Source organism: Salmonella sp. SJTUF15570, from assembly GCF_043357055.1.
Classification (GTDB): domain Bacteria; phylum Pseudomonadota; class Gammaproteobacteria; order Enterobacterales; family Enterobacteriaceae; genus Salmonella; species Salmonella enterica.
In genome coordinates this window covers 335,194-356,162 of the sequence record NZ_JBEUKJ010000001.1, presented here as the reverse complement: position 1 = coordinate 356,162, position 20,969 = coordinate 335,194, and the positions used below count along the sequence as shown (strand labels likewise).

The 20,969-nt window shown below is 48.5% G+C and carries 19 protein-coding genes, 4 tRNA genes and 3 pseudogenes; 15 read left to right on the top strand and 11 right to left on the bottom strand.

The window, feature by feature from the left end; translation table 11 throughout:
• Window positions 1-45 precede the first annotated feature (45 nt).
• The 4 genes and pseudogenes from ABVN44_RS01895 to mtfA form a co-directional block, all read right to left on the bottom strand.
• Window positions 46-121: transfer RNA gene (locus tag ABVN44_RS01895), tRNA-Asn, on the bottom strand.
• Window positions 122-542: 421 nt separating this feature from the next.
• Window positions 543-848 (bottom strand): annotated as a pseudogene (locus ABVN44_RS01890) (Arm DNA-binding domain-containing protein); the annotation flags it as partial.
• Between the two features lie 167 nt (window positions 849-1,015).
• A tRNA-Asn gene (locus tag ABVN44_RS01885) sits at window positions 1,016-1,091 on the bottom strand.
• 100 nt (window positions 1,092-1,191) lie between these two features.
• Window positions 1,192-1,989 carry a DgsA anti-repressor MtfA gene (mtfA, locus tag ABVN44_RS01880; protein WP_000598920.1) on the bottom strand — a complete coding sequence of 266 codons (798 nt, stop codon included), beginning with the start codon at window positions 1,987-1,989 and terminating at the stop codon, window positions 1,192-1,194.
• An 88-nt stretch (window positions 1,990-2,077) separates the two neighbouring features.
• Between mtfA and ABVN44_RS01875 the strand changes: the two genes are divergently transcribed.
• The 3 genes and pseudogenes from ABVN44_RS01875 to ABVN44_RS01865 all read left to right on the top strand — a co-directional run bounded on the left by ABVN44_RS01875 (window position 2,078) and on the right by ABVN44_RS01865 (window position 4,002).
• Window positions 2,078-2,167, top strand: a tRNA-Ser gene (locus ABVN44_RS01875).
• Window positions 2,168-2,457: 290 nt separating this feature from the next.
• A pseudogene (locus ABVN44_RS01870) lies at window positions 2,458-2,703 on the top strand (hypothetical protein); the annotation flags it as partial.
• Between the two features lie 480 nt (window positions 2,704-3,183).
• On the top strand, window positions 3,184-4,002 hold the full coding sequence (locus tag ABVN44_RS01865; protein WP_023231764.1) for a hypothetical protein: 819 nt from the start codon (window positions 3,184-3,186) through the stop codon (window positions 4,000-4,002).
• 260 nt (window positions 4,003-4,262) lie between these two features.
• Here ABVN44_RS01865 and ABVN44_RS01860 read toward each other — a convergent pair.
• A pseudogene (locus tag ABVN44_RS01860) lies at window positions 4,263-4,514 on the bottom strand (transposase); the annotation flags it as partial.
• Between the two features lie 685 nt (window positions 4,515-5,199).
• Window positions 5,200-5,287, bottom strand: a tRNA-Ser gene (locus ABVN44_RS01855).
• 235 nt (window positions 5,288-5,522) lie between these two features.
• Here ABVN44_RS01855 and ghrA point away from each other — a divergent pair.
• The 4 genes from ghrA to ABVN44_RS01835 all read left to right on the top strand — a co-directional run bounded on the left by ghrA (window position 5,523) and on the right by ABVN44_RS01835 (window position 8,444).
• Window positions 5,523-6,461, top strand: coding sequence for a glyoxylate/hydroxypyruvate reductase GhrA (gene ghrA / locus ABVN44_RS01850; RefSeq protein ID WP_000402551.1), 939 nt, complete (start codon window positions 5,523-5,525; stop codon window positions 6,459-6,461).
• 84 nt (window positions 6,462-6,545) lie between these two features.
• Window positions 6,546-7,283, top strand: a complete 738-nt coding sequence (locus ABVN44_RS01845) for a phosphatase (RefSeq protein WP_000283643.1) — start codon at window positions 6,546-6,548, stop codon at window positions 7,281-7,283.
• A gap of 23 nt (window positions 7,284-7,306) precedes the next feature.
• Window positions 7,307-7,861: a molecular chaperone gene (locus tag ABVN44_RS01840; protein ID WP_001001890.1), complete on the top strand. Its 555-nt coding sequence runs from the start codon at window positions 7,307-7,309 to the stop codon at window positions 7,859-7,861.
• A 100-nt stretch (window positions 7,862-7,961) separates the two neighbouring features.
• Window positions 7,962-8,444, top strand: a complete 483-nt coding sequence (locus tag ABVN44_RS01835) for a DUF1097 domain-containing protein (RefSeq protein WP_023204999.1) — start codon at window positions 7,962-7,964, stop codon at window positions 8,442-8,444.
• Window positions 8,445-8,482: 38 nt separating this feature from the next.
• Here the strand turns inward: ABVN44_RS01835 and csgG are convergent, their stop codons facing one another.
• The 4 genes from csgG to csgD are packed head-to-tail and all read right to left on the bottom strand — an operon-like array spanning window position 8,483 to window position 10,836.
• Window positions 8,483-9,316, bottom strand: a complete 834-nt coding sequence (gene csgG / locus ABVN44_RS01830) for a curli production assembly/transport protein CsgG (RefSeq protein ID WP_001137620.1) — start codon at window positions 9,314-9,316, stop codon at window positions 8,483-8,485.
• A 26-nt stretch (window positions 9,317-9,342) separates the two neighbouring features.
• Window positions 9,343-9,759 (bottom strand): curli production assembly/transport protein CsgF, encoded by a 417-nt coding sequence (gene csgF, locus ABVN44_RS01825; protein WP_001264073.1) that lies wholly within the window; start codon window positions 9,757-9,759, stop codon window positions 9,343-9,345.
• A gap of 26 nt (window positions 9,760-9,785) precedes the next feature.
• A complete protein-coding gene (gene csgE / locus ABVN44_RS01820) occupies window positions 9,786-10,181 on the bottom strand; it encodes a curli production assembly/transport protein CsgE (RefSeq protein WP_000833307.1) in 396 nt (131 codons plus the stop codon).
• 4 nt (window positions 10,182-10,185) lie between these two features.
• Window positions 10,186-10,836 carry a biofilm master transcriptional regulator CsgD gene (csgD, locus tag ABVN44_RS01815; RefSeq protein WP_000481517.1) on the bottom strand — a complete coding sequence of 217 codons (651 nt, stop codon included), beginning with the start codon at window positions 10,834-10,836 and terminating at the stop codon, window positions 10,186-10,188.
• A 754-nt stretch (window positions 10,837-11,590) separates the two neighbouring features.
• Between csgD and csgB the strand changes: the two genes are divergently transcribed.
• From csgB to ABVN44_RS01785, 6 genes are all read left to right on the top strand, one after another.
• On the top strand, window positions 11,591-12,046 hold the full coding sequence (gene csgB / locus ABVN44_RS01810) for a curli minor subunit CsgB (RefSeq protein ID WP_000791655.1): 456 nt from the start codon (window positions 11,591-11,593) through the stop codon (window positions 12,044-12,046).
• A 41-nt stretch (window positions 12,047-12,087) separates the two neighbouring features.
• Entirely contained in the window at window positions 12,088-12,543 is a 456-nt protein-coding gene (gene csgA / locus ABVN44_RS01805) for a curli major subunit CsgA (protein ID WP_000771416.1), read from the top strand.
• A gap of 61 nt (window positions 12,544-12,604) precedes the next feature.
• Entirely contained in the window at window positions 12,605-12,931 is a 327-nt protein-coding gene (csgC, locus tag ABVN44_RS01800) for a curli assembly chaperone CsgC (protein WP_000557256.1), read from the top strand.
• A 130-nt stretch (window positions 12,932-13,061) separates the two neighbouring features.
• Complete coding sequence (locus tag ABVN44_RS01795; protein WP_000111254.1) at window positions 13,062-13,382, top strand: type 1 fimbrial protein; 321 nt, start codon at window positions 13,062-13,064, stop codon at window positions 13,380-13,382.
• Window positions 13,383-13,467: 85 nt separating this feature from the next.
• Window positions 13,468-14,007 (top strand): O-acetyl-ADP-ribose deacetylase, encoded by a 540-nt coding sequence (gene ymdB, locus ABVN44_RS01790; RefSeq protein WP_000203944.1) that lies wholly within the window; start codon window positions 13,468-13,470, stop codon window positions 14,005-14,007.
• Entirely contained in the window at window positions 13,943-15,430 is a 1,488-nt protein-coding gene (locus ABVN44_RS01785; protein WP_000976323.1) for a phospholipase D family protein, read from the top strand. Before ymdB ends, ABVN44_RS01785 begins: the two co-directional genes overlap by 65 nt.
• 16 nt (window positions 15,431-15,446) lie before the next feature.
• Here the strand turns inward: ABVN44_RS01785 and mdoC are convergent, their stop codons facing one another.
• On the bottom strand, window positions 15,447-16,601 hold the full coding sequence (mdoC, locus tag ABVN44_RS01780; protein WP_048348866.1) for a glucans biosynthesis protein MdoC: 1,155 nt from the start codon (window positions 16,599-16,601) through the stop codon (window positions 15,447-15,449).
• A gap of 271 nt (window positions 16,602-16,872) precedes the next feature.
• Between mdoC and mdoG the strand changes: the two genes are divergently transcribed.
• Together mdoG and mdoH are read left to right on the top strand one after the other, a co-directional pair.
• Complete coding sequence (gene mdoG / locus ABVN44_RS01775; protein WP_001562609.1) at window positions 16,873-18,408, top strand: glucans biosynthesis protein MdoG; 1,536 nt, start codon at window positions 16,873-16,875, stop codon at window positions 18,406-18,408.
• Complete coding sequence (gene mdoH, locus ABVN44_RS01770) at window positions 18,401-20,944, top strand: glucans biosynthesis glucosyltransferase MdoH (RefSeq protein WP_023232327.1); 2,544 nt, start codon at window positions 18,401-18,403, stop codon at window positions 20,942-20,944. The genes mdoG and mdoH overlap by 8 nt, the downstream gene beginning before the upstream one ends.
• Window positions 20,945-20,969 lie beyond the last annotated feature (25 nt).

Genomic DNA, 20,969 nt, shown 5'->3' with positions numbered 1-20,969 from the left:
TAAATGCAGAAAGCAGACGTCAGTGAACGTCTGCTTTCCTTAATTTGGCTCCTCTGACTGGACTCGAACCAGTGACATACGGATTAACAGTCCGCCGTTCTACCGACTGAACTACAGAGGAATCGTGTGAACGGGGCGCATAGTAACGATGTGCGATCGGCTTGTCAAAGGGGGAAATAAGATTGCGCGTTTGTTTGCTGACAAAAACAACAAAACGTTGAAGTTTTGATCTAATCCCTGCTTTGCCCCGGCATGGCGCAACTTTGTCTGTAATTGCACAAGTCAAATGCTGTGACCTTACCGCAATGGCCATGTACCAGCGTCTGATGAAACGTGAAAAACTGGCAGGCACTTGGCAAATAATTCTGAGACATAACGCCGTAGAGATTAAGGGCAGGGGGTAGAATGAACTTTAGACGTGAAATATTTTGTGAAAATGGTTGATACAGGCAGTCTGACGCCGGTAGCGGAAATGGCAGATAAATTTCTGGTGAAGGCGAAAAGATTTCCGTCAATATCATAGGCAGAATTATGGTGCATCAGCTTTTGGCGACGACACGGAACGAGCGGGTTTTATCGCGCTTTTCCTGAAGGATTTTTTCATCAGCCTGTTTTTTGCGTTCGGGTCAATCCCCTGATCCAGCAGCCTTTTGACCTCGTCACGGCGTTGTCTGGCATCAGCAAGAGAAACCGCAGGGTAAACCCCAATAGAAAACACCTTCTATTTGCCATTAAAGCGATAGCCTGACTGCCAGTATTTTGAATCGATAGAGGCCAAACCCGTCAGCGAGCTTGACGGCCTTTTCCGCTGGTCTGGCATTTTTTACTTTAGTATCAGTCAGTGACATGACGGTTCCCTCCGCGTGCTGGTAAAACGCAAATCGAACCAGCTTTACCAGCAAAAGGGTATAGCTTCGAGTGGTTTTTAGTAAACGAGAGTGAACCTGAAGAAGGGGTTAATCAGTTGATATAAATGCAGAAAGCAGACGTCAGTGAACGTCTGCTTCCCTAAATTTGGCTCCTCTGACTGGACTCGAACCAGTGACATACGGATTAACAGTCCGCCGTTCTACCGACTGAACTACAGAGGAATTGTTTCAACGAGGCGCATAATACTGGGCCGGCTATAACGTGTCAACAGTAAAATTAACGCGCCAATTCAATTGGTTAATTAACCCACAAAGTGAGGAATTAATGTTCGGATTCCTCGCCGTAGTCGCCTTCGGCAGCGCTTACCCGTAAGCGCTGAGAAGGATCCTGGCGATAGAACTGGCAAAAACGCTGCCATAGCGCCGGGAAACGTGGAGCAAACAGTTCTGGCGCGCTGAAAAAATACTCTGACAACACGGCAAAACATTCTGCAGGGTCGGTGGCGGCATAGGCATCTATACTGGCAGCGCTTTCGCCAACAAGGTCGATTTCATCCTGAATATTATTCATTGCCGCGTGGAGATCGTGTTCCCAGCCAGCCACATCGCGCAACGGGATGAAAGGGATGCCGCTGGCGCGATCGCCATTACGCATATCCAGTTTGTGCGCGACTTCATGAATAATGAGGTTGAAACCCGAAGCATCGAACGAGTCCTGGATATCCAGCCAGTTCAGAATGATGGGCCCTTGTTGCCAGCTTTGCCCCGACTGTACGACACGCTGGCTGTGCACCAGCCCTATGTCATCTTCCCATTCATCATCTACCACAAAGGGCGCGGGATAAATGAGCACTTCATGAAAACCATCAAGCCACTCAATACCGAGCTCCAGGATCGGTAAGCAAAAAATTAACGCAATACGTGCACTTTTTAACGAGTCGAGCTCAAATCCCTGTAGCGCTACCAGTCTTTTCTGCTGCAAAAAACGTTCGGCTAGCGCAATAAGCCGAGCCTGTTCTTGCGCGGTGAGGTTTACCAGAAGAGGTATAGCCAGCGCATCATCCCACGGCCAGTCTTCGTTCTGGGTTATTTCTTGTGCTTTCCAGGGCCACTTAATCATCGTTTTGCTCGTAAACTCGTCACTTGAACAAAATTACCCGAATAGGGTCTGTTAAAATGCCAAATTACCTGGCATCATTGCAATATACGGAGAGATGCCGGAGCGGCTGAACGGACCGGTCTCGAAAACCGGAGTAGGGGCAACTCTACCGGGGGTTCAAATCCCCCTCTCTCCGCCAATCATTCAACAAAATCAATCACTGACAAAGCGTTTTTGATTTCGTCATACATAAATCCCTGCATTAAAATTTCTTTCACTCGCTCGATTTTTCTTACTACTGATGCTGTTTTTTACCATTTTGCTGCGCGTCGGGCATCCACTTTTATCTTCTTTAGCTCACAAGCTCACACTCTTTTGCAACGCCCATCTCACATCTCTGGTGACAAAACAGTTTAACTGCCGTTGCTTCACACGGATCTTGTAAGGGTATCTTAAAGGAAATGGATTGCTGGAGGATGGAGGAAAAGAGGCGAAATCTTTTTCAGTTGTGATACCGCCTCCCCTGGACATGAGCTTGCCAGAACCTACGCGGTAAATCCTACGACACGAAGCCACGCGCAATTTTATGCGAAAACGCTGGCAATAGCCTTGCTGACTGATGCAAGCTATCTAAAATCGCTTGAAGATGACATCATGCAAAACAATCGCTTAAAAGACTCACCTGTTGATAAGCATGTTGAGGACGAAAAGAAGAAGAAAAAAGCAGCCAGGTAAAAAGGGTTACGTTCGCCGTAAGCGAACGTGATCGCATCCAGCCTTAACGAACCTTTTTCCGTTCATCTCTCTTCATATTTTTCAAAAAACTCTTTTATGAATGCCCCTAAAACGTCATAAGCGAATTCGCTATTATTGTTCCCGTCGCGACAACATAGAGATTACGTAAAAAACAGAGGGCAGACAATGAAAAATATTGGAAATAACGTAAAACGATTTGTCCGTGTTTTTTATTTGTCATTTAAACTTACAGAAATGGCTGTACTGCTATCAGTATAAAGATAATTTCAGTTGTCCAGATAAATTATTTTTAAAACTATTTGTATTAACAGGGGTTATTCATTTATTGAATGGATGCGTGCTCGTTTTGTCTTGTCACCTTGACGCTTTGAGATCACATATTCTATTCTATCATAGACAGCAGGGGAAATTGGGTGCTGGGATCGATTTTTGATTAATAAAATACTGGATGGAACCATAATGCAATTACCAGAACAGGATGAGTTTTCTGATTTTTTTGCTGCCAATGATGATGAACAAGCCTCTTTAAGGCGTAAGTTTTTTTTGGAGAAACATAAAGAACTGTGGTTGTCTGAGTCTGCATTAGAGGACTACCAGGCGCTGTTTATGAGTATCTACGGAATTAATATTGACTGGAAAGAGGGGACTTTTAGCCTGCTTGAGGCACTTTCAGATAATCAGGGAGAGAAGCCTGTCACGGTAAAATTCGATTATGACAGTGAGATTGAAACAGCAACGATAAATTTGGTTGATACGCAGTATGTGTTTCATCACTACCCAATGGGAAGTGATGGTTTTGATACAGAACTGGTGCGCATTGAGCATATATTGGCTAACAGTGGATATACTTTTCGGGTATATCAGAACAGCACTTTTAGTGATACATTATCGTTCTTACTCATTCCGTCAGATGAATGGAAACGTGTTGAACAGCGTTATAGCCCAGAGCATATTTCTGCATACTTCGTTCCGTATGGAAAACAACTTGTTATTCCTGAGGTTGCTGCTCCAGTCGTAAATTATGTGCCATCCGTTAAACAAGAAACATCAAATGTCCCTGCGTTGTTTAATGCTCGGGGTATCCGTATTTATTTTTTAAGTATAATGCTAATCGCATTTGCAATTTATATTTTGTGGAATATCCTGACGAAAATAGAACCTTTATCATCAGGCCAACCTGCTGGCTGTGAAAATGTACAAAATTTATACTCAAAATTACGTCCAGAAGTAGCCGAGCCATTAAAAGAAAAAATGCGTAAGAGTTTGGGCTGTAAATGATAAATTTTCAGTTTAAGAAAATTACACTAATGGATAGGTAATAGAGATATATTTAATTTGATATTGTGTGATCGAAATAGTAATAACAGATAATATACATATTCTTGCGGTGGTGGATGAAGCGATTTTTATCTTATTTGTACAGGAAAAGAAAAAGAGTTTTTTTAGTTACCATGACTCTTATTAATTTTGTTGCTGCAAATCAAAAATACTACGCTTTTAATTTGTTGTCAGTGTTTATCATGGTGTTCTGGTCAGTTCAGTACCTCCTGCAGCATCTCCTTGTCCAGACTCAGCTCAGCGACCAGCTTCTTCAGCCGCTGATCCTCATCCTCCAGTTACCGCAGACGCCGCAGTTCCGTCACGCCCGGCCCGGCAAATTTTTTCTTCTAGTTGTAAAATGTGGCCTCAGAAATTCCCATCTTTCTGCAGACTTCCCCGACGCGGGTGCCGGTTTCAGCCTGTTTCAGGGCAAATGCAATCTGTTCTTCGGTATAACGGGTCTTTTTCATGGCAATGCGCCTCTCTGTGAGATGGAAGAAAGACCGGAAACTTCAGTTTAGACTGGCACTGTTTACAGGGGGAAGGTCAAGCGCGAGGGGCAGGGAATACTTGATTGTTATCTTTCAAACGCGGTAAGCCTTCTAATAAAACAACAGCAGCATCAGACAGAGGAACTTGGTGCTTTTTTACTACCGAGAGATACTTATGCAAAGTTTTCTAAAGCGTTTCAGCTAGGGGAGTGGGGCGGTTTTTACAGAATCTACAGCAACTTCCCCATAGCAGCCAAAGGTCCAAAAACAAACCTTTCATCATGAAAATCACAGCAAAAACAATAATTTAATATACAAAAAAGCCCGTTTACACGAGCTTCTTTATGCAGCATTTTATGCAGGACAAAACTAATATTACATTGTAAGTGATTGATTTTGTATCGAATATGGCGGTGAGGGGGATTGACTCGCTGCGCTCGCCCTTCGGGCAGTCTCCTCGCAAGCTCGTCGTCTGTCCAACTGGCTGCGCCGCTACTCAGCCCATCCCTGGGCCTCGCCCCTTCGGGGCCAGAGCAAGCTCTGTTCAAAAACGCTCCCGGCGTTTTTGTGTCGAACCCCGGTCGGTGGTTCTCATCCCCCCTTGGTTTGGGGGATACATATAAGCAAAAAGCCCGTACTTCTGTACAGGCTCTCAACTTAAATATGGCGGTGAGGGGGGGATTCGAACCCCCGATACGTTGCCGTATACACACTTTCCAGGCGTGCTCCTTCAGCCACTCGGACACCTCACCAAATTGTCGCTCCAGCATTACTGGAACGGGCGCTAATGTAGGGAAATATCTTTTCTACGTCAATCAACTTTTTTAAAAAAAAGCGCGTTTATACAAACTTCCACCAATCTGTGGTTTTAATAAGCGAAAACTGCTTTTTTTGCCCGCGCCGGGAAATTTGCTATGCTGCACATCCCGTTGAAAACGCTGATAACAGGCGCAATCACATTCCGCACCATACTGCTCAGGAGATAACATGGAGATAATTTTTTATCACCCGACATTTAACGCCGCCTGGTGGGTAAATGCGCTGGAGAAGGCTCTCCCACATGCGCGCGTTCGTGAATGGAAGGTCGGTGATAACAACCCCGCAGACTATGCGCTTGTATGGCAGCCCCCGGTTGAAATGCTGGCCGGAAGACGCTTAAAAGCCGTCTTTGCGCTGGGCGCGGGGGTGGATGCAATTCTGAGTAAATTAAATGCGCATCCGGAAATGCTGGACGCCTCCATTCCTCTATTCCGTCTGGAAGATACCGGAATGGGCCTGCAAATGCAGGAGTATGCCGTCAGCCAGGTATTACACTGGTTCCGTCGTTTCGATGATTATCAGGCGCTGAAAAATCAGGCGCTATGGAAACCGTTGCCGGAATATACCCGCGAAGAGTTTAGCGTCGGTATCATGGGCGCAGGGGTACTGGGTGCAAAAGTGGCAGAAAGTCTACAGGCGTGGGGGTTCCCGTTACGTTGCTGGAGTCGTAGTCGCAAATCCTGGCCTGGCGTGGAAAGTTATGTTGGGCGTGAAGAGCTGCACGCTTTCCTGAACCAGACGCGGGTGCTGATTAATCTGCTGCCGAATACGGCCCAAACGGTAGGAATTATTAATAGCGAATTGTTGGATCAATTGCCGGATGGCGCTTACGTGTTGAATCTCGCGCGCGGCGTGCATGTTCAGGAGGCGGATCTGCTGGCTGCGCTTGATAGCGGTAAGCTAAAAGGCGCGATGTTGGATGTCTTTAGCCAGGAACCGTTACCGCAGGAAAGTCCATTATGGCGCCATCCGCGAGTCGCCATGACGCCGCACATTGCGGCAGTCACCCGTCCGGCGGAAGCCATCGATTATATTAGCCGCACCATTACCCAGCTGGAGAAGGGAGAGCCGGTAACGGGGCAGGTGGATCGGGCGAGAGGATATTGATATCAACCCGGCGCAGGCCGGGTTTCGCTAAAAAACGCTGGCGATACCTGCTATCCTTGTCGGAAATGACTACAGGAGAGAGCAATGTATCCCGTTGACCTGCATATGCATACCGTCGCCAGCACTCATGCCTACAGTACTCTGAGCGATTATATCGCGGAAGCCAAACGCAAAGGCATTAAACTTTTTGCGATTACCGATCATGGTCCGGACATGGAAGATGCGCCGCATCACTGGCATTTTATTAACATGCGCATCTGGCCGCGTCTGGTTGACGGCGTGGGGATACTGCGTGGCATTGAGGCGAATATCAAGAATATTAACGGTGAAATTGATTGTTCCGGAAAGATGTTCGACTCGCTGGATCTGATTATCGCAGGCTTTCATGAGCCCGTTTTTGCGCCGCATGATAAAGAAACCAATACTCAGGCGATGATCGCGACCATCGCCAGCGGCAAGGTGCATATAATTAGTCACCCCGGAAATCCAAAGTATCCAGTGGAGGTTAAAGCCATCGCGCAGGCGGCGGCGAAACACCATGTAGCGCTGGAAATCAACAACTCTTCTTTTCTGCATTCGCGTAAAGGAAGCGAAGATAATTGCCGCGCGGTCGCTGCTGCCGTACGCGATGCGGGAGGCTGGGTAGCGTTAGGATCTGATTCCCATACGGCCTTTACGCTTGGCGATTTCACCGAATGCCGGAAAATTCTGGATGCGGTGAATTTTCCGGAAGATCGAATCCTGAACGTCTCGCCGCAGCGCTTACTGGCCTTCCTCGAATCACGCGGTATGGCGCCTGTACCGGAATTTGCCGAACTTTAATCGTTAGTTACGGGAAGATATCAATGAATGAGTTTTCAATCCTGTGCCGTGTGCTGGGATCGTTGTATTACCGCCAACCGCAAGATCCTTTACTGGTTCCGCTGTTTACGTTAATCCGTGAAGGTAAACTGGCGGCAAACTGGCCGCTGGAGCAGGATGACATGCTGGCGCGTTTACAGAAAAGCTGCGATATCACGCAGATTTCCACTGATTACAATGCGTTATTTGTTGGGGAAGAGTGCGCGGTAGCGCCATACCGCAGTGCGTGGGTCGAAGGCGCGGAAGAGTCTGAGGTGCGCGCTTTTTTAACGTCGCGAGGGATGCCGCTGGCCGATACGCCTGCCGATCACATTGGCACTTTATTGCTCGCGGCCTCCTGGCTGGAAGATCAGTCTGCCGAAGATGAAAGTGAAGCGCTGGAAACCTTATTTGCCGATTATCTGCTTCCCTGGTGCAATACCTTCCTCGGTAAAGTTGAAGCCCATGCCGTTACGCCATTCTGGCGCACTCTGGCGCCGCTAACGCGTGATGCGATAGGGGCCATGTGGGATGAACTTCAGGAAGAAGACGAAGAATAATGTGATGTAAATCACTTTTAACTGCAACTGGTTTTACATCATTGCATAAAATGTGTGCGTGATCTCATTAATGTGCCGCTTTTCTGTTATGATGCGCGCCATGAACATACTTCTTTCTATTGCTATCACGACGGGCATCCTTTCTGGAATATGGGGATGGGTGGCCGTCTCCCTGGGGTTACTAAGCTGGGCCGGTTTTTTAGGCTGTACGGCTTATTTCGCCTGTCCGCAGGGCGGCTTTAAGGGATTGTTGATTTCCGCCTGTACGCTGTTAAGCGGTATGGTGTGGGCGCTGGTCATTATTCACGGTAGCGCGTTGGCGCCGCATCTGGAAATTGTCAGTTACGTGTTGACGGGGGTCGTGGCATTCCTGATGTGTATCCAGGCAAAGCAGCTATTGCTTTCTTTTGTTCCGGGAACATTTATCGGCGCCTGCGCGACATTTGCAGGGCAGGGTGACTGGCGGTTGGTATTACCGTCGCTGGCGCTGGGGCTAATCTTTGGCTATGCCATGAAAAATAGTGGGCTATGGCTGGCATCACGCCGCGAGCAACATTCAGCGAATACGGCGGTCACAAAATAAAAAAAGCGTGGGGTCTTCCCCACGCTTTGTCGTATTCATCAGGATTCTGGCGGTACTGACAGCTCACGGTATTTCACCAGAATATCATTTTGCCTGTCCGCTTTATTCTGCAAATCCCACAGGCCGCGATCGATACCATCATTAATGAGGAAGATAACGCCGGTTTCAATGGCTGACATCAGACACAGCATCACCGGTTCGTTCGAGGTATAGCCGATTTCGCCTTCCAGTAAGCGCTGGTAATCAATAAAACGGAACACGCCTGCCTGTACTTCATAGGAAAGGATAGTTTTACTGGTGTTCACCGAAGAAAGGATCTCGCCCGTACTGACGTTAACCACGCGCAGGTTGACAGCAATCTGATCCAGCTGATACTGCGTATCGGCGCCAATACCGAAATATCTTGCGCCGACCCCGCCGGATTTGACGTTACTTTCATAACCAATAATAGAACCTTCCACCATAATATTTGCCGCCGTCAGCGACTGAAGCGGGATACGGTTATTCATCGCCACGGTGCCGTTTTCCTGGGCTGCGCGAATAATTTTCCGTTCATTCAAAAGATTCTGTAAGCCTTGTCGTTCCAGCGGGATAAACCAGCGCGAATCTTTCAGCGCAGTGACCAACATAGCGGTGGCGCTCTGCGGCACAGCCGTAGAAAAGTTACTTGCCGGGTAAGGTTTAAATTGGCCCGTTTCATCCTGAATGTTATATACCGAAACAAAGATCTTACCGGTGGGAGCAGGTAAGTGCGTCAAATCTTTGTAACTTTGTGCGCGGGGCATTAATGTCGGTTTCGCAGCTTGTTTCGGCGGGGCAGTTAAGCATCCGCTCAACAATAAAACGGCAACCAAAATAAGTAAGCGCGGCATGATTTATATCCTTTAGTGACTGTAGCTTAAAAATCGGTTGACTGAGTTTGTAAACCTGACACTTCGATGGTCGAGGTTCTTCCCGTTTTTCTGTCCGTGACGTTGAGCTGGAGCTGTCCGTCGCGATTAGCGATATCGATAATAAAATCGTTGGTCACCATACGTCCTGGTTTCCCGGTATTAATATTGGTCAACAAGCCGCCCAGAATTTGCGATTGAATAGCCTGTGTAAAGTTATCCAACGCTGAGGGGGTTTCGATACCAAAATCGTTATCATAAGCGGGGTCTTTATATGAATTTTGCGCCTGGGCGCTATTCAATAAAAAGGAACCGTTATTGGGGTTTCCACCAAAGTTAGGATTACGGAACTGGAACGTCATATTTCCAGCCCAGGTTAATGGCGAAAAAAGCATGAGTAGCACTACTGCATGTTTAACACGCATGACAGCCTCCGGATAAAAATCATGTTTTAGAATTCATCACGCGCTAAATCACTCGTACTTAATAGCGTTTGATCTATTTGTCGGCGATTTAATGCTTCCTCTGTTTGCGCTAATGCGAAGACGACGGTTTTCTCGAAGTCTCTTTTCATTGGAAATAAAAAGGTCTGGAAAATAACGTCCTGATTTACCGTTATGGTGATCCAGCTTCCCCAACGCGCACTGGGTCTTTCATTAATGGTCAGATTGCCGGTGTATTCGCTTTCCCATTTGTCGCTGAATGCACGATAGAATTCATGTCCTATCGAAGAGACTGTATGGTCGGTTAACAATCCGGGAACCTCGACTTCAACTTCATTGGCATGCAGGTTTCCGGTAGCGAACAGTAACTCTGCTGCTACAATCCAGGTCAGATAGCGTTTCATGGCCTTACCGCCTGAGATTATCGTTTGCCCATGAAACTGCCTGGGTGCGATTTTTGACAGCTATCTTTTTGAAAAGATTATAAAGATGTGTCTTAACCGTATTCTCGCTGATAAATAGCGACCTGGCGATTTCATTATTAGAGGCACCAATACGTAACTTATTGAGGATCTCTTTTTCGCGATGAGTGAGTAATGCGGACTCGGTGCTGTTGTAGCGGTAATTTCCTGAGTGTGTAATCAGGTAACTGGCTAATTTTTGTGAAAAATAGCATTCGCCCCGCAGAATACCCTGTAATCCGCTGACCACGTGTTCCTGGTCTTCAGTGGCGTAAAACACGCCGTTAATATGAGGCCAGTTTTCAATTTCACGGTAGGGATAATCGTCAGGGGTATTTAACAATAATGTTTTTATATTATTGTTTTTGCGGCTTAAATTATCCTGCCAATAGTGGATAAGCTTCTTATCCGCTTCCATCATATCCATTAAAACAATGCAACCGGCTGAGATATCTTCCAGAGAACGTTGAATATTATGCAGTTTTCCGGTTATGGCCAGCGATTGCTTTAAATGTTGCAATAATGCCGTAGCTTGCAGAGATGGCTTTGTGATCAACAATAGTGTGTGACCATGACTACTATGGACTTCATTAAACATGATGAAACTCCACTTTTTTTAATCGCACATCTGACAGCTGCCCCCATAAAATAAAGGCACCAGAAGTACTGACAGATGTTGCACTGCTGTGGGTTGAAATAGCCCATTATCCAGAAAGAGAAAAATATTTACGAAAATACTTTTAACTGTTTTCAATCTAGCCATTACAAATCTTAAAACAAGTGTTAAACTTGTAACAATATGTAAAAATATATATTAAAATGTTGTTTTTGGGTTTTTTTGAAGTTTAGATTTGATAGTAAAGTTGTACATTTTGCTGTTATTGCATAGATTTAAAAAATCATACAAATTATAATAATTCATTGATTTTTAATTATTTTAATTATTATATGTCATGTTTTGATTTTATTTTTTCTTAAAATTTGAGACGTGGCATTAACCTGGACAGCACAAAGACAAAAAAAACGAAGTGTGTCACGTCTTGTGCGTATTGCCCCCCATAGGAAGCATAAGAACATCCCCATGGCGGCATAACACACACCAACACTCCATTTTTTGGGTTCGCGATACACTATCTTCTATGGCCAAAAATAAATTATAAAAAATCACATGGCTATCGTTTTATTAGCACTTTGGTATGAGCTTAAATAACAAAATACCACGCGTGGGTGAGTTATTAAAAATGTTTCCACGGACATACTCTTCATCGTAACGACGCGTTAACAAAAAACGCATGTCGCTAACAAGGTAATAGATAAATTTCGCTATGTACGACCAGGTCCAGGGTGACAGCATGAAAAACAAATTGTTATTTATGATGTTGACAATACTGGGTGCGCCTGGGATTGCAACCGCGACAAATTATGATCTGGCTCGCTCAGAGTATAATTTTGCGGTAAATGAATTAAGCAAGTCTTCATTTAATCAGGCGGCCATTATTGGTCAAGTCGGCACGGATAATAGTGCCAGAGTACGCCAGGAAGGATCAAAACTATTGTCCGTTATTTCACAAGAAGGAGGAAATAATCGGGCGAAAGTCGACCAGGCAGGGAATTATAACTTTGCGTATATTGAGCAAACGGGCAATGCCAACGATGCCAGTATATCGCAAAGCGCTTACGGTAATAGTGCGGCTATTATCCAGAAAGGTTCTGGAAATAAGGCCAATATTACCCAGTACGGTACGCAGAAAACAGCAGTTGTAGTGCAGAAACAGTCGCATATGGCTATTCGCGTCACCCAACGCTAATACCGTTACGACTTTTAAATCAATCCGATGGGGGTTTTACCATGAAACTTTTAAAAGTGGCAGCATTCGCAGCAATCGTAGTTTCTGGCAGTGCTCTGGCTGGCGTCGTTCCACAATGGGGCGGCGGCGGTAATCATAACGGCGGCGGCAATAGTTCCGGCCCGGACTCAACGTTGAGCATTTATCAGTACGGTTCCGCTAACGCTGCGCTAGCTCTGCAAAGCGATGCCCGTAAATCTGAAACGACTATTACCCAGAGCGGTTATGGTAACGGCGCCGATGTAGGCCAGGGTGCGGATAACAGTACTATTGAACTGACTCAGAATGGTTTCAGAAACAATGCCACCATCGACCAGTGGAACGCTAAAAACTCCGATATTACTGTCGGCCAATACGGCGGTAATAACGCCGCGCTGGTTAATCAGACCGCATCTGATTCCAGCGTAATGGTGCGTCAGGTTGGTTTTGGCAACAACGCCACGGCTAACCAGTATTAATTTAGCGTCTGCGCTAATAAAAAAACAGGGCATAAGCCCTGTTTTTTTTCGGGAGGAAATTATGCATACTTTATTGCTCCTTGCCGCACTTTCAAATCAGATTACGTTTACCACGACTCAGCAAGGCGATATTTACACGGTGATCCCTCAGGTCACATTAAACGAACCCTGCGTCTGTCAGGTGCAAATTCTCTCTGTGCGCGACGGCGTCGGGGGACAAAGCCATACACAGCAAAAACAAACGCTATCTTTACCTGCTAATCAACCGATTGAGTTGTCTCGTCTTAGTGTAAATATATCTTCAGAGGACTCGGTTAAAATTATTGTTACTGTTTCGGACGGACAATCACTGCATTTATCACAACAATGGCCGCCTTCTGCACAGTAGTTTTTGATGGTGGCGGAAATGGATTGGCTGACCTGGGTATAAAGAGGCGATAAAAGCGTCTCATCGTCTCGGCATGTCGCTAAAAGGTAACGCCGAACCCTCGAGGATGACTAATCATTGAGGAGTTAACATGTCCGTAATCAAGAAAAATATCCCTGCCATAGGCCTGTGTATCTGCGCTTTTTTTATCCATTCTGCGGTAGGGCAACAAACGGTACAGGGTGGCGTTATCCATTTTCGCGGCGCGATTGTTGAGCCACTGTGCGATATTTCTACTCACGCCGAAAATATTGATTTAACCTGCCTACGCGAAGGTAAAAAGCAAATGCACCGGATTGACCTTCGGCAGGCATCTGGATTACCGCAGGATATTCAGTCCATTGCGACGGTGAGGCTGCATTATCTCGATGCGCAAAAAAGCCTGGCGGTGATGAATATTGAGTACCGTTAACGGCGGTGTCATAGATATAAAAAGAGCGACTCTGTTGAAAGCCCTGCTGTACACTTTGCAGATAAGGTGAGACAAAGGGGGGGTTATGACATCACGTCTTCAGGTCATACAGGGTGATATCACTCAACTTAGCGTCGATGCGATTGTGAATGCCGCTAACGCATCATTAATGGGCGGCGGTGGCGTAGACGGCGCGATTCATCGCGCGGCGGGGCCGGCATTGCTGGACGCCTGTAAACTCATCCGTCAGCAACAGGGCGAATGTCAGACGGGACATGCGGTTATCACGCCTGCTGGCAAGCTTTCGGCAAAGGCGGTTATTCACACAGTGGGGCCCGTCTGGCGAGGCGGCGAACACCAGGAAGCTGAGCTACTCGAAGAGGCATACCGGAATTGTTTGCTGCTTGCCGAGGCGAATCACTTTCGTTCCATCGCTTTTCCGGCAATCAGTACCGGCGTTTATGGCTATCCACGCGCCCAGGCCGCTGAAGTCGCCGTCAGGACGGTTTCAGATTTTATTACCCGTTACGCTCTGCCTGAACAGGTATACTTTGTCTGTTATGATGAAGAAACTGCCCGGCTTTACGCAAGATTACTTACTCAGCAAGGCGACGACCCTGCCTGATAAAACACGCCTGGAGCGTGCCGTTGAACCGCTATGCGCGCGCCATCCCGGAGAGTGCGGCATTCTTGCGCTGGATAACAGTCTGGACGCTTTTGCCGCCCGCTACCGCCTGACCGAAATGGCGGCGCGGACGCTGGATGTGCAGTATTATATTTGGGAAGACGATATGTCCGGGCGGCTGCTCTTTTCGGTTCTGCTGTCGGCGGCGAAGCGCGGCGTTCATGTTCGTCTGCTGCTGGATGATAACAATACGCCTGGTCTGGATGATACGTTGCGCTTGCTGGATAGCCATCCTAATATCGAAGTTCGTCTGTTTAATCCTTTCTCTTTTCGTACGCTACGCGCGCTGGGATATTTGACGGATTTTGCGCGGCTGAATCGGCGGATGCACAATAAAAGTTACACTGCCGACGGCGTAGTGACGCTGGTCGGTGGGCGCAACATCGGCGATGCCTATTTCGGCGCTGGCGAGGAGCCGCTATTTTCCGATCTGGACGTGATGGCCATTGGCCCGGTGGTCAATGATGTCGCCAATGATTTTGAACGTTACTGGCGCTGTAGTTCAGTGTCGACATTGCAGCAAGTATTATCCCTTTCTGAGCAGGAACTGACGCAGCGTATCGAACTTCCCGAATCCTGGTATAACGATGAGATCACCCGCCGTTATCTGCATAAGCTGGAAACCAGCCAGTTTATGGCGGATCTCGATCGCGGAACGTTGCCGCTGATTTGGGCAAAAACACGCTTGCTTAGCGATGACCCTTCTAAAGGCGAGGGGAAGGCGCAACGCCATTCGCTTCTTCCGCAGCGATTATTTGACGTGATGGGGTCGCCGACGGAGCGTATCGACATTATTTCCGCTTACTTTGTCCCTACGCGCGCAGGCGTGGCGCAGTTGCTTAATCTGGTCAGGAAAGGTGTGAAGATCGCCATCTTAACTAACTCTCTGGCGGCCAACGATGTGGCGGTCGTTCACGCAGGGTACGCGCGCTGGCGCAAGAAATTACTGCGCTATGGCGTGGAGCTCTACGAACTGAAACCGACCCGCGAACATGAAACCGCCGTACATGATCGCGGACTCACCGGGAACTCAGGTTCCAGCTTACATGCTAAAACGTTCAGTATTGATGGTAGTAAGGTGTTTATCGGGTCGCTTAATTTTGATCCCCGTTCAACGCTTTTAAATACCGAAATGGGCTTTGTCATTGAAAGTGAAACGCTGGCGACGCTTATTCATAAGCGTTTTACGCAGAGCCAACGCGATGCGGCCTGGCAACTGCGGCTGGATCGCTGGGGACGAATTAACTGGATCGATCGTCAGCAAGAAGAGGAAAAGGTGTTAAAGAAAGAACCCGCTACGCGTTTCTGGCAGCGAGTTCTGGTACGGTTGGCGGCAATTTTACCTGTGGAATGGTTGCTGTGAACCCGCGCGCGGAAAACTACCCGATCGCGGCGCGGCTTTCTTGTTTTACCGGCGGTTTACCTGAAAAGAGAAATTTCAGGAGCGGGATGCGTAAATGAATTTCATACAGAATTAACGCAATACCCATAACAAATATCAGCCCGCACAAGAACCCGATCAGGTTGGAGGAGATATGCGGCGTAATATACGCGCCAAAGAAAAGCGTTAAGGGATGATGCACCAGATAAATAAACAGCGAAGCATTCACGAAATAGGTGACGCGCGCGGACTGGAAGTTTAACAAGCGATGCCCCAGTGAGAATACCACGTTCACCATCCACAGCCCCATTACCATCGTAATCACGGATTCGGTTTCGTACATCCAGGCGTCGCCGCTCCCATAACGTTGATTCAGCAGATACGCGATAAAAGCAACGGCAGCGCCTAAAGTGCATCCGCGTGAGGGCGTGGTGAAGCGCGCTTTCAGATCGGGGTGAATGAAGGCCAACGCGCCGAGAATAAAAAACGGCACATAAAATAGCGTTTGCATCACAATAAAATTGAACATGCCGTCACTGAGGATTGCCGGATATACGATGAAAATAATGCGCCTGATAGCGGCGTAAGCCATCCCCAGCAGGAAAAAAATAAGCGAAAGCCTGGCCAGTGAAATAGCGGCGGGACGAGGCTTGCTTGTTTCCTGCCTTTTTTGGAACCAGGTAAAAATCCCGATGCTGACTGTGGTTAATATCACCAGCACCAGTAAAAACCATAGATGTGAAATGAGTTCCCACGCTAACGTATTATATTTTTCATAGGCAGAGAGTGTAGGCCAGTTCTCTGTTTTCTCTTTGACATATTGCAACAGGATAAATTGCGGCAAGGTAAGCAAAGGGATTGCGGTAAGCATGGGAATACCCACACGTTCTACCCGTACTTTCCACCAGCGTTTTAACGGATAACGTAAAAACAACATGTACGAAAAATAACCAGAAATAACAAAAAACACCTGCATACGAAAAGCGTGGATAAAATCGTTAAACAGGGTTAGCCACCACGATGGCGTGGCGCTATTGACATGCCAACTGTGAGTGGAATAGATCAACGAGATATGAAAGGGAATCCCTAACAACATCAGCCATGCGCGGATAGAGTCAAGAAAATATTCACGCGGCGCGGGTATAGAGCTCATATAAGGTCACGTATTCTCAGATTTTTCACCTTATCCATAAGGCGAATTATAGTTACATTCGGTAGCAACCCTACACCAACTCCGACAACCTGTCTCCAGGATAAGCACGCAAAGTGAAAACAGGCGCGGGAGGTGCTTAATCCATGAGCCAGCGCGCTGAACAAAGCCTGGATTCAGTTGTCGTAATGCCTGATTATCCATTAAAATGGATCGGATCGATATAAGCACACAAAGGGGGAAGTGCTTACTTATTATGAAACATAAACGACAAATGATGAAAATGCGTTGGTTGGGCGCAGCTATTATGTTAACGCTCTACGCATCATCGAGCTGGGCGTTCAGTATTGATGACGTGGCAAAACAAGCTCAATCTTTAGCCGGGAAAGGCTATGAGGCGCCTAAAAGCAACTTGCCCTCCGTTTTCCGCGACATGAAATATGCGGATTATCAGCAGATCCAGTTTAACAGCGATAAAGCCTACTGGAACAACTTAAAGACCCCTTTTAAGCTCGAATTTTACCATCAGGGGATGTACTTCGATACGCCGGTCAAGATTAACGAAGTGACGGCGACGACGGTCAAAAGAATCAAATACAGCCCGGATTACTTCAATTTTGGCAATGTTCAGCACGATAAAGACACGGTAAAAGATTTAGGCTTCGCTGGGTTCAAAGTCCTGTACCCCATTAACAGTAAAGATAAGAACGACGAAATCGTCAGTATGCTTGGCGCCAGCTATTTCCGCGTTATCGGCGCAGGCCAGGTATATGGCTTATCTGCGCGCGGCCTGGCGATTGATACCGCCTTACCATCTGGTGAAGAGTTTCCCCGCTTTCGCGAGTTCTGGATTGAGCGTCCAAAACCCACCGATAAGCGTTTGACCGTCTATGCATTACTGGATTCTCCGCGCGCGACCGGCGCTTACCGTTTTGTGATCATTCCTGGCCGCGATACCGTGGTGGACGTGCAATCAAAAGTCTATCTGCGCGATAAAGTGGGCAAGCTGGGCGTTGCGCCATTAACCAGTATGTTCCTGTTTGGGCCAAACCAGCCGTCGCCGACGACCAACTATCGTCCGGAACTGCATGACTCGAACGGCTTATCCATTCATGCGGGTAATGGCGAGTGGATTTGGCGTCCGCTGAACAATCCAAAACACCTCGCTGTGAGCAGCTATGCAATGGAAAACCCTCAGGGATTCGGCCTGTTGCAGCGTGGTCGCGAGTTCTCGCGCTTTGAAGATTTAGACGATCGCTACGACCTGCGTCCAAGCGCCTGGATTACCCCGAAAGGCGACTGGGGCAAAGGTAAGGTTGAACTGGTTGAAATTCCGACCAATGATGAAACCAACGATAACATCGTCGCTTACTGGACTCCGGATCAACTGCCGGAACCGGGTAAAGAGATGAACTTCAAGTACACTCTGACCTTCAGCCGCGATGAAGATAAACTTCATGCGCCGGATAATGCCTGGGTGCTGCAAACACGCCGCTCAACGGGCGACGTTAAACAGTCAAATCTGATTCGCCAGCCCGACGGCACTATTGCCTTTGTGGTAGATTTCGTTGGCGCCGACATGAAAAAACTGCCGCCGGATACGCCCGTCGCTGCGCAAACCAGCATTGGCGATAACGGTGAAATCGTTGACAGTAATGTACGCTATAACCCAGTCACTAAAGGCTGGCGTTTAATGCTGCGCGTGAAAGTCAAAGACGCGAAGAAAACCACGGAAATGCGTGCCGCATTGGTGAATGCCGATCAGACGCTAAGTGAAACCTGGAGCTACCAGTTACCTGCCAATGAATAAAACAACTGAGTATATTGACGCACTGCTGCTTTCTGAACGTGAGAAAGCGGCATTGCCGAAAACTGACATCCGCGGCGTACATCAGGCGCTGGATGCCGAGCATCGGACTTACTCGCGAGAAGACGATTCACCGCAGGGTTCCGTAAAAGCCCGCCTTGAACACGCCTGGCCGGATTCATTAGCGAAGGGGCAGTTAATTAAAGATGATGAAGGGCGCGATCAGTTGCAGGCTATGCCAAAAGCGACGCGCTCTTCGATGTTTCCCGATCCCTGGCGAACCAACCCGGTTGGCCGTTTCTGGGATCGTCTGCGTGGGCGGGATGTAACGCCGCGCTATGTTTCTCGTCTGACAAAAGAAGAGCAGGCGAGCGAGCAAAAATGGCGTACCGTCGGCACTATACGCCGCTATGTTCTGTTAATTTTGACTCTGGCGCAAACCGTCGTCGCGACCTGGTATATGAAGACCATTCTGCCTTATCAGGGATGGGCGCTCATCAATCCTATGGATATGGTGGGGCAGGATATTTGGGTCTCCTTTATGCAGCTCCTGCCCTACATGCTGCAAACCGGTATCCTGATTTTGTTTGCCGTGCTGTTCTGCTGGGTGTCAGCCGGATTCTGGACGGCGCTGATGGGCTTCCTGCAACTGCTTATCGGGCGCGATAAGTACAGCATCTCCGCGTCTACGGTTGGCGATGAGCCCCTCAATCCGGAACACCGGACGGCGCTGATCATGCCTATCTGTAATGAAGACGTTAGCCGCGTTTTCGCCGGTCTGCGCGCGACCTGGGAGTCCGTTAAAGCCACAGGCAACGCCGCGCATTTCGACGTCTATATCCTTAGCGACAGTTATAACCCGGATATCTGCGTGGCGGAGCAAAAGGCGTGGATGGAGCTTATCGCGGAAGTGCAGGGCGAAGGCCAAATTTTTTACCGCCGCCGCCGCCGCCGTATGAAACGCAAAAGCGGCAATATTGACGATTTTTGCCGCCGCTGGGGCAATCAGTACAGCTATATGGTGGTGCTGGACGCGGACTCAGTGATGAGCGGCGAGTGTCTGAGCGGGCTGGTGCGCCTGATGGAAGCGAATCCAAACGCCGGGATTATCCAGTCTTCGCCGAAAGCGTCGGGGATGGATACTCTGTATGCCCGCTGCCAACAGTTCGCGACCCGCGTCTATGGGCCGCTGTTTACCGCCGGGCTGCACTTCTGGCAGTTGGGGGAGTCGCACTACTGGGGGCACAATGCCATTATCCGCGTGAAGCCGTTTATCGAGCACTGCGCTCTGGCGCCGCTGCCGGGAGAAGGTTCGTTCGCCGGATCGATTCTTTCCCACGACTTTGTGGAGGCGGCGCTAATGCGTCGGGCAGGGTGGGGCGTCTGGATTGCCTACGATCTCCCCGGCTCCTATGAAGAGCTGCCGCCAAACCTGCTGGATGAGCTTAAACGCGACCGCCGCTGGTGTCACGGCAACCTGATGAACTTTCGTCTGTTCCTGGTGAAAGGAATGCACCCGGTGCATCGCGCCGTGTTCCTGACCGGGGTAATGTCATACCTGTCCGCGCCGTTATGGTTTATGTTCCTCGCGCTTTCTACCGCGCTGCAGGTCGTTCATGCGTTAACAGAGCCGCAATATTTCCTTCAGCCGCGCCAGCTTTTTCCGGTCTGGCCGCAGTGGCGTCCGGAACTGGCAATCGCGCTGTTTGCGTCAACGATGGTGCTGCTGTTCCTGCCGAAGCTGCTCAGTATTATGCTGATCTGGTGTAAAGGCACCAAAGAGTATGGCGGTTTCTGGCGCGTTACGCTGTCGCTGTTGCTGGAAGTGCTGTTCTCCGTGTTGCTGGCGCCGGTGCGTATGCTGTTTCATACCGTGTTTGTGGTCAGCGCGTTCCTCGGCTGGGAAGTGGTCTGGAACTCACCGCAACGCGACGATGATTCTACGCCGTGGGGAGAAGCCTTTATGCGTCACGGCTCTCAACTGCTGCTGGGGCTGGTCTGGGCGGTGGGTATGGCGTGGCTGGATTTACGCTTTCTGTTCTGGCTGGCGCCGATTGTCTTTTCGCTGATTCTGTCGCCATTTGTTTCGGTGATCTCCAGTCGTTCAACGGTAGGATTACGCACCAAACGCTGGAAGCTGTTCCTGATCCCGGAAGAGTATTCGCCGCCTCAGGTGTTGGTCGATACCGATAAATATCTGGAGATGAATCGCCGCCGTATTCTGGACGATGGCTTTATGCATGCGGTATTTAACCCGTCGCTTAATGCGCTGGCGACCGCGATGGCCACCGCGCGTCACCGCGCCAGTAAGGTGCTGGAAATAGCCCGCGATCGTCATGTGGAGCAGGCGCTAAACGAAACGCCGGAGAAACTGAACCGCGATCGGCGTCTGGTTTTGCTCAGCGATCCGGTGACGATGGCGCGTTTACACTATCGGGTCTGGAATGCGCCAGAGAGATACTCTTCCTGGGTAAACCATTATCAGTCTCTCGTCCTGAATCCGCAGACGTTGCAGGGACGAGCATCGTCAGCGAGATAAGGTCTTCAGGTCTGGAGTGAGGTGA